General features: G+C 69.8%; 7 protein-coding genes and 1 pseudogene. 4 read left to right on the forward strand and 4 right to left on the reverse strand.

Annotation, left to right across the window (positions count from 1 at the left end; translation table 11 throughout):
* Positions 1-39 precede the first annotated feature (39 nt).
* Together AB0O34_RS08280 and AB0O34_RS08285 are read left to right on the forward strand one after the other, a co-directional pair.
* On the forward strand, positions 40-1,602 hold the full coding sequence (locus tag AB0O34_RS08280) for a phospholipase D family protein (RefSeq protein WP_363914002.1): 1,563 nt from the start codon (positions 40-42) through the stop codon (positions 1,600-1,602).
* Positions 1,603-1,693: 91 nt separating this feature from the next.
* Complete coding sequence (locus AB0O34_RS08285) at positions 1,694-2,332, forward strand: methyltransferase domain-containing protein (protein WP_363914004.1); 639 nt, start codon at positions 1,694-1,696, stop codon at positions 2,330-2,332.
* Positions 2,333-2,365: 33 nt separating this feature from the next.
* Here AB0O34_RS08285 and AB0O34_RS08290 read toward each other — a convergent pair whose 3' ends face one another.
* From AB0O34_RS08290 to AB0O34_RS08300, 3 genes are all read right to left on the reverse strand, one after another.
* The gene (locus AB0O34_RS08290) at positions 2,366-4,234 is read right to left on the reverse strand and encodes an ABC transporter ATP-binding protein (protein WP_363914006.1); all 1,869 of its coding nucleotides are present in this window, start codon (positions 4,232-4,234) and stop codon (positions 2,366-2,368) included.
* Positions 4,231-6,033 carry an ABC transporter ATP-binding protein gene (locus AB0O34_RS08295; RefSeq protein ID WP_363914008.1) on the reverse strand — a complete coding sequence of 601 codons (1,803 nt, stop codon included), beginning with the start codon at positions 6,031-6,033 and terminating at the stop codon, positions 4,231-4,233. Before AB0O34_RS08295 ends, AB0O34_RS08290 begins: the two co-directional genes overlap by 4 nt.
* Positions 6,034-6,381: 348 nt before the next feature.
* Positions 6,382-9,186, reverse strand: a complete 2,805-nt coding sequence (locus tag AB0O34_RS08300; RefSeq protein ID WP_363914010.1) for a carbohydrate-binding protein — start codon at positions 9,184-9,186, stop codon at positions 6,382-6,384.
* Positions 9,187-10,171: 985 nt separating this feature from the next.
* On the opposite strand from AB0O34_RS08300, the gene AB0O34_RS08305 reads away from it, so the two are divergent.
* A complete protein-coding gene (locus AB0O34_RS08305; protein WP_363914012.1) occupies positions 10,172-11,410 on the forward strand; it encodes an ROK family protein in 1,239 nt (412 codons plus the stop codon).
* 120 nt (positions 11,411-11,530) lie between these two features.
* Here the strand turns inward: AB0O34_RS08305 and AB0O34_RS08310 are convergent, their stop codons facing one another.
* Positions 11,531-12,118 carry a snapalysin family zinc-dependent metalloprotease gene (locus tag AB0O34_RS08310; RefSeq protein WP_363914014.1) on the reverse strand — a complete coding sequence of 196 codons (588 nt, stop codon included), beginning with the start codon at positions 12,116-12,118 and terminating at the stop codon, positions 11,531-11,533.
* 407 nt (positions 12,119-12,525) lie between these two features.
* On the opposite strand from AB0O34_RS08310, the pseudogene AB0O34_RS08315 reads away from it, so the two are divergent.
* A pseudogene (locus tag AB0O34_RS08315) lies at positions 12,526-13,425 on the forward strand (glycoside hydrolase family 3 N-terminal domain-containing protein); the annotation flags it as partial.
* Positions 13,426-13,478 lie beyond the last annotated feature (53 nt).

The raw sequence follows: 13,478 nt of genomic DNA on the forward strand, positions 1-13,478 counted from the left end.
CGAAGACTGATCGCCTGCCACGCGGGTAGCGGGTCTCGGATGCGTATACAGCACTGGTTCCTCACCGACGAGGAAAGAGGCAATCCCGCGACCAAGCTCGACGCCTGGTCCACGGGGAACGACGTACGCCCGCTCATCCACGGCGCGACCTACTTCGCCGAGCTGAAGACCCGAGTCGACGGGCTGAAGAAGGACGACCTGCTGCTGTTCGCCGACTGGCGGGGGGACCCCGACGAGCGGCTCACCGAAGGCGGGCCCGGCGTCGGCGACGCGATGGCGGCCGCGGCGAGCAGAGGAGCACTGGTCAGGGGGCTCATCTGGCGCTCGCACCTGGACCGGCTCCGCTTCAGCGCGGCCGAGAATCGCCACCTGGGCCAGGAGATCGAGGCGGCGGGCGGGCAGGCCATCCTGGACACGCGTACCAAGCCGGGTGGCTCGCATCACCAGAAGTTCGTCATCCTCCGTCACGACGACGACTCGGCCAAGGATGTCGCCTTCGTCGGCGGCATCGACCTGTGCCACAGCCGCCGCGACGACATCGACCATATGGGCGACCCGCAGGCCTGCCCGATGCCGGAGGCGTACGGCGAGCGGCCCCCGTGGCACGACGTCCAGGTCTCCATACAGGGCCCGGCGGTCGCGGAGGTGGAGAAGGTCTTCTGCGAGCGCTGGGAGGACCCCGCGCCTGAGACCAGGGATCCGTTACGGCGGCTGCGCGACCACTTCGCCAAGATGGACGACATGCCCCCGCTGCCCAAGCCGGGACCACCGCCGCGCAGGGCGGGCACACACGCGGTGCAGATCCTGCGCACCTATCCCGCGAAGCACGACGCATACCCGTTCGCGCCACGCGGTGAGCGGAGCATCGCGTACGCCTACCAAAAGGTGCTGGGCAGGGCTCGTTCGCTGGTCTACCTGGAGGACCAGTACCTGTGGTCCACGGACGTGATCGAACCGTTCGCCGAGGCGCTGGAGCGCGAGCCGGATCTGCGGATGGTCATCGTGGTGCCACGCCACCCCGACCAGGACGGCTGGCTGGCCGGGGCGGCGAGCCTGATCGGCCGGGTCCACGCGCTGGACAGGCTGCTCGCGGCGGGCGGCGACCGGGTCGCGATCTACGACCTGGAGAACAACCAGGGCACGCCCGTCTACGTCCACGCCAAGGTGTGCGTGGTCGACGACGTGTGGGCCTCGATCGGCTCCGACAACGTCAACCTGCGCTCGTGGAGCCATGACTCGGAGCTGAGCTGCGCCGTCCTCGACGAGCAGGAGGATCCGCGTCCGCCGTACGGCGCCGGGAAGTTCGCCCGCGACCTACGGCTGACGCTCATGGCCGAGCACCTCGCCCTGCCCGGCGACAGTGCGGAGCTGGACGAACTGTGTGATCCCATCACCGCGTTCGACGCTTTCGCCGCGTCCGCGGCCAGGCTCGACGCCTGGCACGCAGGCGGCCGCGAGGGCCCGCGCCCGCCGGGGCGGTTGCGTCCGCACCCTTCCCCCGAACTGACCCGCTTCCGCAGGATCGTCGCTTCGCCGCTCTACCGGCTCGCGGTCGACCCCGACGGCCGCCCACCGTCTCTGCGCCGATCGGGGCGTTTCTAGGCAGGCACCGGCTCACGGGATCTCAGATGAGCCGCCGGGTCCGGTTGAGCTCCCCTGACCTGGTGAACTAGAGGTGAGCAGGGAGGATGCCATGTCGAGAACTCCCGTCAACCATCCGATCTTCGCCCGGTTCTATCCCCCTGTCAGCCAGGCGCTGGAGCGCCGCGGGCTCGCGAACCGCCGCGAGGCGCTGCTGAGCGGTCTTCGCGGGGAGGTGATCGAAGTAGGCGCGGGGAACGGGCTGACCTTCCCCCACTACCCGCTCACCGTCGCCCGGGTGCTGGCGGTCGAACCCGAGGCGCGGCTGCGCCGGCTCGCGCAGGCGGCCGCGCGGAAGGCGCCGGTCCCGATCGAGGTGGTCGGCGGCCTGGCCTGCCGGTTGCCCGGCGAAGACCAGACCTTTGACGCCGCGGTGCTGTCGCTGGTGCTGTGCTCGCTGCCCGATCCGGTGGCCGCGTTACGGGAGATATATCGGGTGCTCAAGCCCGGCGGGCAGTTGCGCTTCCTGGAACACGTCCGCGCCGATTCGACGGCCTTGATCCGGGTGCAGCGACTGTTGGACGCAGGCGTGTGGCCGCGCATGGCCGGTGGCTGTCACACCGGCCGCGACAGCGCCGCGGCGATCGAGCGCGCGGGGTTCACCATGGAACACCTGGAGCGGTTCTTGTTCGCCGGGATCCGCACGCCGGTCACCTTCTTCATCCTTGGTACGGCCTCGCGCGCCCGCTGAGAGGTGAACGAACCAGGCCGCTCCTCCTTTGTCTTATGACAGGCTGTCGAGCCAGGCACGGTGGAGGCCGGCGAAGTGGCCGGCTTCGGTGATGAGGCGGTCCGGCGGGCCGTCCTCGACGACGCGGCCGGCGTCCATGACGAGCACCCTTTCGGCGATCTCGACGGTGGACAGGCGGTGGGCGATGATCAGCGCGGTGCGGCCGGTGAGGACGGTGCGCAGGGCGCGCTGGACGAGTCGTTCGCTGGGGACGTCAAGGCTGGAGGTCGCCTCGTCGAGGATCACCAGAGCCGGGTCGGCCAGGAAGACCCGCGCGAACGCCACGAGCTGCCGCTGCCCGGCCGACATGCGGCCGCCGCGCTTGCCCACCTGGGTCTGGTATCCGTCCGGCAGCGCCGCGACGAACTCGTGCGCGCCGATCGCTCGGGCCGCCTCCTCGATCTCGGCCAGGGTGGCGTCCGGGCGGCCGAACCTGATGTTGTCCGCCACCGTGCCGGTGAACAGGAAGTTCTCCTGCGTCACCGTCACCACGGCCCGGCGCAGTGAGGCCTCGTCGAGGTCACGCAGATCGATGCCGTCGAGCAGGACGCGGCCCGCCGTCGGGTCGTAGAAGCGCGCGATCAGTTTCGCCACCGTCGTCTTGCCCGCGCCGGTCGCGCCGACCAGCGCGACGATCTGCCCGGGAGGTATCTCCAGATCGAGCTGGTGCAGGACCGGCACGCCGTCGATGTAGGAGAACTCGGCCCCTTCGAACCGCACCGCGCCGCGCGGGAGCGGAAGCGGCACCGGATGGTCGGGCTCGGCCACCTCGGGCCGCTCCTCCAGCACGCCGGAGAGGTTCGAGAGCGCCGCACCGGCCGACTGGAGCGTGTTGTAGAACATGGAGATTTCCTGCATCGGCTCGTAGAACTGCCGCAGGTACAGCAGGAACGCGGCGAGCACGCCCACCGTGACCGCGTGGTGGAGCGCGAGCCGGCCGCCGTACAGCAGGACGACCGCGACCGTGAGGTTGCCGATCAGCTTGATGCCCGGCGTGAACACCGCGACCAGGTACATGCCGCGCGCGCTCGCGTCACGGTAGCCGGTGTTGAGCTCCTGGAAGATCTCCTGGTTGCGCGGCTCCCTGCGGAACGCCTGGACCGCCCTGATCCCGGTCATCGACTCCACGAAGTGGACGATGACGAGCGCCACCGCCTCGCGGCTCCGGCGGTAGACGATGCTCGACTCACGCCGGAACCACCGGGTGAACAGCAACAAGACCGGCAGCGGCACCAGCGCGACCGCACCGAGTGGGAGGTCGAGCACGAGGAGCAGGACCGCGGTGCCGAACATGGTGAGGACGGCGGTGACGATGCTGTCGAAACCCGACTGCAGCATCTCGGCGATCGCGTCGATGTCGGAGGTGAGCCGGGCGATGACCCGCCCCGAGGTGTACCGCTCGTGGAACGCCAGCGACAGCCGCTGGAAGTGGTCGAAGACGCGGCGGCGCAGCTCCAGCAGGATGTCCTGCCCGATCCGCCCGGATATCTGGAGGAACGCCTGACGGGTGAACGCCTGGGTCAGCGCTGCGGCCAGGATCGCCGCGACGGACACGAGCAGCGTCTTCGTGCTCTCGTGCCGCAGCATCGGCGGGATGCCGGCGTCGATGCCGACCTTCACCAGGTACGGGATCGCGAGGCCGGCCGCGTTCGAGACCACGATGACCGTGATCAGCAGGGTGATGGCCCGCCTATGCGGGCGCAGCAGGTCGCCCAGCAGCCGCCGGGACCGCGCCCGCAGCAGGACCGACACCTTGTCCGGCAGTTCGTCCTGCTTCTCGGCGGCGACGCCACGCCAGCGTCCCGGTTCGATGGCCGCGTTCGCTCGCGCGCCGTCCTTCGCGTCAGTGGCCGTGCGACTCATCGCAGCGCCTCCTGCTGGTCGAAGTCGGCGTCCTGCGCCAGGAGTTCCCGGTACTCGGGGACCTGCGCCAGCAGCTCCTGGTGCGGGCCGAGGTGGGTGATGGTGCCGTCGCGAAGCAGCGCGACCTTGTCGGCGAGCAGCACGGTGGACGCACGATGCGCCACGACAAGGCCGGTCGCGTCGGCGAGCACCCCGCGCAGCGCTTGCTCGACCAGGGCCTCGGTCTCGACGTCCAGGGCCGAAAGGGTGTCGTCCAGCACCAGGATCCTGGGCTTACTGAGGACCGCGCGGGCCAGGGCGAGCCGCTGCCGCTGGCCGCCCGACAGCGACATGCCCTGCTCGCCGATCCGGGTGTCGAGCCCCCACGGAAGGTCGTAGGCGAAGGTGGCCTGGGCTGTTTCGAGCGCCTCGCGCAGTTCCTCCTCGGTCGCCGTGCCCTGGCCGAGTGTGAGGTTCTCCCGCACGCTCATCGAGAACAGCGTCGGCTCCTCGAAGGCGGTGGCGACCATGGACCGCAGCTCCGGCAGCTCCAGTTCGCGGATGTCCCGCCCGTCGATCGTGACCCGGCCCGCGGTGACGTCGGCGAGCCTCGGCACCAGCGCGGTCAGCGTCGTCTTGCCCGAGCCGGTGGCCCCGACGATCGCGACCGTCTCGCCCGGCCGCACGTCCAGCCAGACATCCCGCAGCACCGGCCGGTCGCCGCCGGGGAACCGGAAGCCGACGCCCTCGAACCGCAGGTGCCCGCGCGGCCGTTCGATCACCTCGGTGCCGCCGACGATGTCGGGCTCGGTGTCGAGTACCTCCATGACCCGGTCGGCTGAGGTCATGGCCTCCTGCGCCATCGCCAGGATGTAGCCGAGCGACGCGATCGGCCACACGAGCTGGAGCATCAGCGTGATGAAGGCCACCAGGGTGCCGAGCGTCAACGTGCCCGCACCGACCGCCAGCGCGCCGAGCAGGAGCACCATGGCCAGGGTGACGTTCGGGATCACCTCCAGGAACGTGAAGAAGCGGGACGCCAGCCGCACCTTGCCCATCGAGACCCGGTAGATCTTGCGCGCGGAGGCGTCGAACTCGGCGAACACATGCGGCCTGCGCCCGAACGCCTTGACCGTACGGATCCCGAGCGCCGCCTCCTCGACATAGGTGGCGACGTCGCCCTGCAAGTCCTGCACCTGGCGGGAGATGCGGCGGTACTTCTTCTCGAACCGCAGCGACACGGCGAAGATGGGCACCGCGGCCGCCACGATGAGCAGGCCGAGCGGCCAGTACATCCGCAGCAGCAGCACGGTCACGGTGATCAACTGCACGATGTTCATGACGAGGAACAGCAGGCCGAACCCCGAGAACCGCCTGATGGTGGACAGGTCGGTCGTCGCGCGGGACAGCAGCTGGCCCGACTGCCAGTCGCCGTGGAAGCTCATCGGCAGCCGCTGCAGGTGCCGGTAGAGATCGTCGCGGATCGCCGTCTCCAGCCCGAGCACCGCCTTGGTCTGCGACCACCGGCGTACGAAGGTCAGGAACGCCTCGGTGGCGCCGAGGGCCAGCGCGAGCAGTCCGAGTGGGAGGAGTGCGTCGCCGCGGCCGTGGCCGACCGGGCCGTCGATGATCTCCTTGCCCACCAGCGGGATCGCGATGCTGGTGGCGAGGCCCGCCATGGTGGCGAGCCAGATGAGGATCAGGCGCAGGACGTAGGGGCGGAGGTAAGGCGTGAGCCGCCGAAGCGACCGAGCTCTCCCACTACGGGGCCTTTCTGGGGAAATAGGGGCAGGGTCGGCGTCTTTACCGTCGGGAGGCATGAAATAGGGCACTCCTTACGAGTCAGCGCGGATCGGCGCGGTGGACGGGGCGGAGGGCGCTGAGGGGCCGCGACGAACAGGGACACGCCGCAGCCGCAGCCGCAGGCGTTGCCTTTACATTCCAAGCCTGTTGCTCCCCGATCAACCGATTTTGCGGGCGCACGGGGACGAGTTCGGCCTGCGGCCGCCCATCCGCGCAAAGGAAAAGTCCCGGCCGGTTCGGTGACCGACCAGGACCCATAGGCGAATGCCCGAGTACGCGCTTGTCATGGTCAGCGCCGGCCGAGGGCGGCGGCGCTGCCTGAGAGGGCGGGCCGGGGCCGCGCGGCGCCCGGCCCGCCGTGGTGCTCAGCTTCCGTAGACCTCGAAGGTGAACAGGGAGTACCCGTACGCCGAACCTCGGGCGGTGCCGTAGATGCGTACGTATCGGGTGGAGGCGTTCAGGCCGGTGTTGTCGTCCTCGCCGCCGTTGCCGCCGGTCACTGATCGGGCGGTGGTCCAGGTGGTGCCGTTGGGCGAGGTCTGGATCTGGTATGCCGAGCCGTAGGCTGCCTCCCAGACCAGGCGCACCCGGTTGATGGTGTAGGTGGCGCCCAGGTCGACCTGGATCCACTGCGGGTCGGAGAACGCGCTCGACCACCGGGTGGTCGCCGAGGCGTCCACCGCGGCCGAGGCCGGGTAGGCGGCCGACTCCACGCTGGAGGCCGTCGCCGGCTTGTTCAGCGCGAGGTTGGTCCCCGTGGGAGGCGGCCCAGTGCCGCCGCTGGTGAACGAGAACGAGTCGAGGTCGAACAGCGAGCCCGTGCCGCCGGTGAAGACCAGGAACAGGTTCGTCGTCCCGGACGGCGGCGTCACGGTGCCGGTGACGTTGGTCCAGGTTTCCCAGCCGCCGGTCGGCGCGACCGTGGCCGTGCCGACCACCGTCCCGGTCGCCGAACCGGCCCGCAGGGTGATCGTGCCGCCGACGCCCGCCGACGCGACCCGCGCCGTGAAGGACGTGACCCCGGTCAGGTTGTACGGCGTGAACGAGATCCAGTCCCCGTTCTCGATGTACCCGACCGCGTTGCCGCCGTTGGCGGAGGCCTTGGCGACGACCGTCACGCCCTGCTGGGCGCTGTAGTGCTCGGCCTGGCGGGTCCGCGGCTGCAGGACGGCCTGCGGCGCGTGGACGGACGTGGTCGAGCCGACGGGGGTGTACTCCGCGTCGAAGACGCCGAAGATGTTCGCGGCGGCGTCGTGTTCACCGTCCACGGTGGTCTGGATGGTGCCCGAGCACCCGGTCGCGCTGGTGATCGGGTGACCGTGGCTGTCGTGGCCGAGAATGTAGGTGATCTTCACCCGGCTGCAGTCGATGGTCGGGGCGTTCGGATCGCTGACGGTGATCTGGAACGGGATCGCGTCGCCGAAGCTGAACACCCGCCCGTTGACCGGGAGGTTGAGCGTGACCGTCGGCTTACCGATGTCGATCGTGACGCTCGCCGTGGCGCTGCGGCCGGTGTTGTCGCTCACCGTCAACGTCGCCGTGTACGTGCCGTTGGCGGTGTAGGTGAACGTCGGGTTGGCCGCGGTCGAGTCGGTGCTGCCGTTGGTCTGGAAGTCCCAGGCGTAGGTGATCGGGTCGCCATCCGGGTCGGTGGTCCCGGCCGAGCTGAACTGCACGGTGAGCGGCGCGTTCCCGGACGTCGGGTTGGCGCTGGCCACCGCGATCGGGGCCCGGCCGCCGCCTGTGTTGTACTCGATCCTGTACAGGGCCGAGTTGGCGTCGCCGCCGAACCAGCCGGTGCCGTAGTCGAGCACGTACAACGCGCCGTCCGGCCCGAACTCCATGTCCATCACCTGGGTGCCGGTGTAGGCGGGGAACGCCTCGATCGTGCCCACCGCGCCGCCGGAGGCCAGGGTGACCGCTTTGATCCACCGTCGGCCGAACTCTCCGATGAACACCTTGCCGTTCATCGACGCCGGGAACTTCACGTCCGAGTTCAGCGCGGCGTCGTAGTTGTAAACCGGGCCGCCCATCGGAGACAGGCTGCCGCAGCAAAGCTCCTGCCGGTCCTGGCCGCCGCCGTAGGGCAGCCAGGCCGCGCGCGAGGCCGGGAGCTGGGTGATGCCGGTGTTGTTGGGCGAGTTGTTCACCGGCCCGCCGGCGCAGTTGAACGAGGCGCCCGAGGGTCCGTTCGGGAACGTGAAGTCGACGTACGGCGCGTTGTACTGCGAGCAGTACGGCCAGCCGTAGAAGCCGGGCTGGGTGATCCGCTCGAACGCGACCGAGCCGGCGGGACCGCGGCCCGCGTCCGCGGTGCCCGCGTCGGGACCGTAGTCACCGAGGTAGACGGTGCCGGTGGCCCTGTCCACGCTCATGCGGAACGGGTTGCGGAATCCCATCGCGTAGATCTCGGGCCGGGTATTCGCCGTGCCGGGCGCGAACATGTTGCCCGCCGGGATGGTGTAGCCGCCGGCCGCGCTCGGCTTGATGCGCAGCACCTTGCCCCGCAGGTCGTTGCTGTTGCCGGCGCTGCGCTGCGCGTCGTAGACCGGGTTGCGGTCGGCCCGCTCGTCGATCGGCGTGTATCCGCTCGACTCGAACGGGTTCGTGTCGTCACCTGTGGACAGGTAGAGGTTGCCGGCCGCGTCGAAGTCGATGTCGCCGCCCACGTGGCAGCACATGCCGCGGCTGGTGGCGACGTCGAGGATGGTGACCGCGGAGGCCGCGTTGATGGTGTTGTCCGCGTTGACCGTGTACCTGGCCAGCCGGTTCACCCCGTTGAACGGGGCGAACTGGGCCGGCGTCCCGTTGGCCGGGGCGTCGCCGCCCGGGGTGGACAGCGGAGGCGCGTAGTAGACGTACACCCACCGGTTCGACGCGAAGTTCGGGTCGGCCTTGATGCTCTGCAGGCCCTCCTCGTCATGCGTGTACACCGGGATGGTGAGCGCCACCTTGGTGTTGCCGAGCACGTCGGTGTAGCGGATCGTGCCGTCACGCGAAGTGTGCAGCACGCCCCGGTTGGGCAGGACGGTCAGGCCCATCGGCTCGCCGGTCTCCGCCACGCCCTTGGCCAGCGTCACCTGGGTGTAGCCGGGCGCCGCGAGCGCCGCGGCCTTCGGTGCGGCCTGTGCTGGAGGGGCCAGACTCAGGGCGGCCGTCAGTACGGCCACACATGAGGCCAGTTTTCGTAACATGATCGGTTGGTCTCGCTTCCTGTCGTACGAGTCCAGACAGGCGTGCGCCGATCACGCCAACGACGCGGAGAGGTATGGGAATCCGTCAGCGACGTCGTTCGGACAAATGTGTACCGCTGTAGGTAGAACAGTCAACAGGTCTCTGTCAGAGGGTGTGAGTCACCTCGCCTTCGAGCGCTGCGGGGTCGGGGCAAGCCGTCAGGCGGTGGCGGGTGGACGCGCTGGGGGCATGATCGATATAGCCCGCGCGCCTGCCCCGGCCGCCGCGGCACGGTGCCAAGCGCCATGGGCGAGGTGGTTCGCTCCCAGCCGCTCCGGCTCGACGGGCGCGCGCACGCGCAGCGGTGCGACCCGGCCGCCGATATCTGCCGCGGACAGTGACCTTCGTGGCGCAGGAGACGAAAAGTGCGGTGCTGCGGTCGCAAATCGCTGCACCTCCTGAACTTTCGCCATCTTTACGGCTTGTTCTGGTGTGAGCCTAGAATGTTACGTACATACTGTCCATAGGTTACGGTCGGCTCCACAGGACTTTGCGCCTTCTGCGACAAAAGTCCAGCGTGGTTACTCGAAACTCCAGCCTCGCGGCACAGAGAAGCGGCAGGTGGTCACCCGGAACCGGTCGTGGCTCACGCCCGGAGCCCCACCGCGGCGGTACCGGCGTGCCGGCGGGCGAGACGGCCCGGCCCGGCGCACCGAACAGGATTTCGACCTGGGGGACGAAACTCCCCGGGTCGTAGGGAAAGCTCCATCGCCGGCTTCGGCTGATTACGTCTCTGCCTGCGACGACGGCCGGACGGGCCAACCGGGGCGCGGATTCCGGACTCTGATCACCCACTTGCTTTTGATTATCTCAGCGAAAATAGCGAGCACTCCGGCGAAAGCTCTTCCCGGCATAGGCGAAAGCGCGGTACGTTCCACCCGAATGCCTACACCGAGCAAGCGCTTACTCCAGGAGTGGCAGGTGAAGACGAACCGGCCGGAGGACTCGCATCAGGCGGCGCTGCTGCGCCTGATGCGTGATGGGCCCCGCTCGCGGGCCGAGCTGGCGGATCTCACTGCGGATCCCACGCCGGGCTCCCCGGCGCCGCCGCCCGGCGTCGCGTACCCGCACCCCTGGCCGATGTCGCGTTCGAAGCTCAACGCCGCCCTCGACCAGCTCGTCGGGCTGGGGCTGGCCGAGACCGATGGTCTCGCGGCCTCCCGGGGTGGCCGCCGCTCGGGCCTGGTACGGCTGTCGCGCGACACCCGGTTCGCGGGGATCGACGTTGGAGCGACCTCGGTCGACGTCGCCGTCACGGACGGCGAGCTGCGCGTGCTCGGCCACGTGACCGAGCCGTGCGACATCCGGTCCGGCCCGGCCCATGTGCTCGACCGGGTGCTTGTCCTCGCCGGGAAGCTGCGCGAGCAGGGGGTGTTCACGCAGCTCCACGGCGCCGGGATCGGGGTGCCCGGCCCGGTGAGCTTCGCCGAAGGGGTCCCGGTCGTGCCGCCGATCATGCCGGGCTGGGACCGGTACCCGGTGCGCGAGACGGTCAGCCAGGAGCTCGGCTGCCCGGCCATGCTGGACAACGACGTCAACATCATGGCACTCGGGGAGCTGCACGCCGGGCTGGCCCGTCAGGTGGGGGACTTCCTGCTCGTGAAGATAGGCACCGGCATCGGCTGCGGCATCGTGGTCGACGGCAAGATCTATCGCGGCGTGTCCGGCAGCGCGGGCGACATCGGGCACATCTGCGTCGACCAGCTCGGCCCGGTGTGCGCGTGCGGCAACACCGGTTGCCTGGAAGCCTATTCCGGCGGTGCGGCCCTGGCCCGCCAGGCGCAGGCGGTGGCGAGCTCGGGCGCCTCGCCGTACCTGGCGGAACGGCTGGCGGCCGCCGGGACGCTGTCGGCCGAGGACGTCGCGGCGGCCGCCGCACAGGGCGACTCCGCGGCGGTTCAGCTCATCAGGGACGGCGGGCACCGCATAGGCCAGGTCCTGGCGGGCCTGGTCAGCTTCTTCAACCCGGGGCTATTGATCATCGCGGGCGGGGTGGCCCGGCTGGGCCACTTGCTGCTCGCCGAGATTAGAAGCGTCGTCTACCGCCGGTCGCTGCCCCTGGCCACCGGCGATCTTCCCATCGTCCTTTCGGAACTGAACGACACCGCCGGGGTCGTGGGGGCGGCCCGCCTTATCAGCGACCATGTCTACTCCGTCTGAATATCGCTCGTACTCCTGTCTGAACACCGCTCGCTCCGATCGCCTGACCCGATCGATCGTCGCCGCCGGCCCCGCGTCCAGGCGCGTGGCAACGCCACTCCGGGGGCCGGTGGCTCCGCGCTACGGTGCCGGGACCAGGCTGCCGGCGGCGTCCGGGCGGTCGATGTAGAGCTTGTCGAATTCGACGAGCGGGGTGGAGCCGCCGAAGTTGGCGTTGACCTCGCTACGCTCCGCCGAGCTGGGGTTGGCGTTGGTGCAGCTCACCGGGGCGCTGGAACCGGACATCAGGTCGGTGCAGCGGCCGGTGCGCCGGTCGGGCAGCCCGAGGATGTGGCCGATTTCATGGGTGGCGATGCGCAGGGGGTAATAGCCCTGGGCGGTCGCCTCCCTGCCCATCCAGATCGTGCCCCGGCCCAGGCCGGCGACGCTCGTGCGGGGCCAGCCGTTGTCGGCGAGCACCACGAAGTCGGCGGGCGTGCCCGCCACGAGCCGGACGTTGGTGACGCTGGCGTTCCAAACCTGGGCGGCCTGGTCCATCACGGTGCGGAACTCGGCGGCGCGGGTCGCGTCGTACCGGAGCACGCGCACGGCGCTCGCCGTCGAGCCGGCGCCGGTGTGCGCGTCCGCCTGAGCGGGCGGCACGGTGGACAGGAAGGCGAGTCCCAGGAGCAGGGCCGGGACGGCGCGGAGGAACCGTGACATGCGCATCGGGGTCTCCTCGGTTGGGGGGTGACCACCGCGAGGCACACCGGAAGGATCGCCGGCGCGGACAGGCCGGTGATCGACGGAGTCCTCGGGTGGGGCTCCCGCCAACGTAAGCGCGGCGGGCCCGGCTGGGGATACGCCAGTTCACCCCTACCACCGTGTTATGGGACCGGTCGGCGACGGGCGAAGTTTCCATCGAGAAAGCGTTGACCATCCGATCGGATGTAAGTAACTTCCAGGCAACGCGGCGACCTTGCATGAAATTTACCTACATGCGAGGGGTTGGAGGACAGATGCGTTACCGGCGGTTACTGGCTCTGGCGGCGGCGGTGGTTCTCGGGACGGGGGCGGCGCCGGCCGTGCACGCTGACGAGGGGAAGGATCCCCGGATCCTCGACAAGATCGCGAACATGAGCCTTGAGGAGAAGGTCGGGCAACTGTTCGTGGCGGACGTCTACGGCGAGAGCGGGGACACGACCAACCCGGCCGACGTGGCCGCGAACCAGGCGATGTACGGGCCTGACGTCAAGAACGGCGACGACCTCCTCGCCAAGTACAAGCTCGGCGCGATCCTCTACTTCCGGTGGGCGAACAATTTGAACGACCCCGTCAAGACGGCGGGGCTGTCCAACGACCTGCAGCGGGCGGCGCTGGCGCAGCCGGCGAGGATTCCGCTCCTGATCGCCACCGACCAGGAGCACGGCGCCGTCTACCGGCTGGACGAGCCGTTCACCGCGTTCCCCGGGCAGATGGCGCTGGGGGCGACCCGCAGCGCGGGCAGGGCGCTCACCACGGGGATGGTCACCGGCCGGGAGCTGGCCGCGCTCGGCATCAACCAGGACTACGCGCCGGTCGCCGACGTCAACATCAACCCGGGCAACCCGGTGATCGGCGTCCGCTCGTTCGGGGAGAACACCGAGCTCGTGTCAGCCCTGACGCGAGCCTCCGTCCGCGGTCTGCGACAGGGCGGCGTCTCGGCGACCTTGAAGCACTTCCCGGGCCACGGCGACACGGTCACCGACAGCCATACCGGCGTGCCGTGGATCTTCCACACGAAGGAGCAGTGGGAGCGGATCGACGCGCCGCCGTTCCGGGCCGGCACCGCCGCGGGCGCCGACATGATCATGACGGCGCATGGGCCAGCTCTTCTCCCGGCGGACCGTGCTGTCCACCGCGGCCGGCCGTACTGGATCGACAAGATGACCGGCTCGACCCAGGTCCGGACCGACATCGACGCCGGGAAGGGCCCGGACGAGGTCGAGGCCGGCTGGGCCGACGCGCTCAAGGCGTTCGCCGAGATGCGCGAGAAGTACCTGATCTACCAGCGGAGGAACCAGTGGTGCGAGCACTGCCTCCTCATGCC

This window comes from Sphaerisporangium sp. NPDC088356, from assembly GCF_040685555.1.
Classification (GTDB): Bacteria; Actinomycetota; Actinomycetes; order Streptosporangiales; family Streptosporangiaceae; genus Sphaerisporangium.

Excerpts from the sequence above, each read along its gene's own strand:
- AB0O34_RS08310 (WP_363914014.1), bottom strand. The coding sequence starts at position 12,118 with ATGCGCATGTCACGGTTCCTCCGCGCCGTCCCGGCCCTGCTCCTGGGA.
- AB0O34_RS08280 (WP_363914002.1), top strand. The coding sequence starts at position 40 with ATGCGTATACAGCACTGGTTCCTCACCGACGAGGAAAGAGGCAATCCC.
- AB0O34_RS08290 (WP_363914006.1), bottom strand. The coding sequence starts at position 4,234 with ATGAGTCGCACGGCCACTGACGCGAAGGACGGCGCGCGAGCGAACGCG.
- AB0O34_RS08295 (WP_363914008.1), bottom strand. The coding sequence starts at position 6,033 with ATGCCTCCCGACGGTAAAGACGCCGACCCTGCCCCTATTTCCCCAGAA.
- AB0O34_RS08285 (WP_363914004.1), top strand. The coding sequence starts at position 1,694 with ATGTCGAGAACTCCCGTCAACCATCCGATCTTCGCCCGGTTCTATCCC.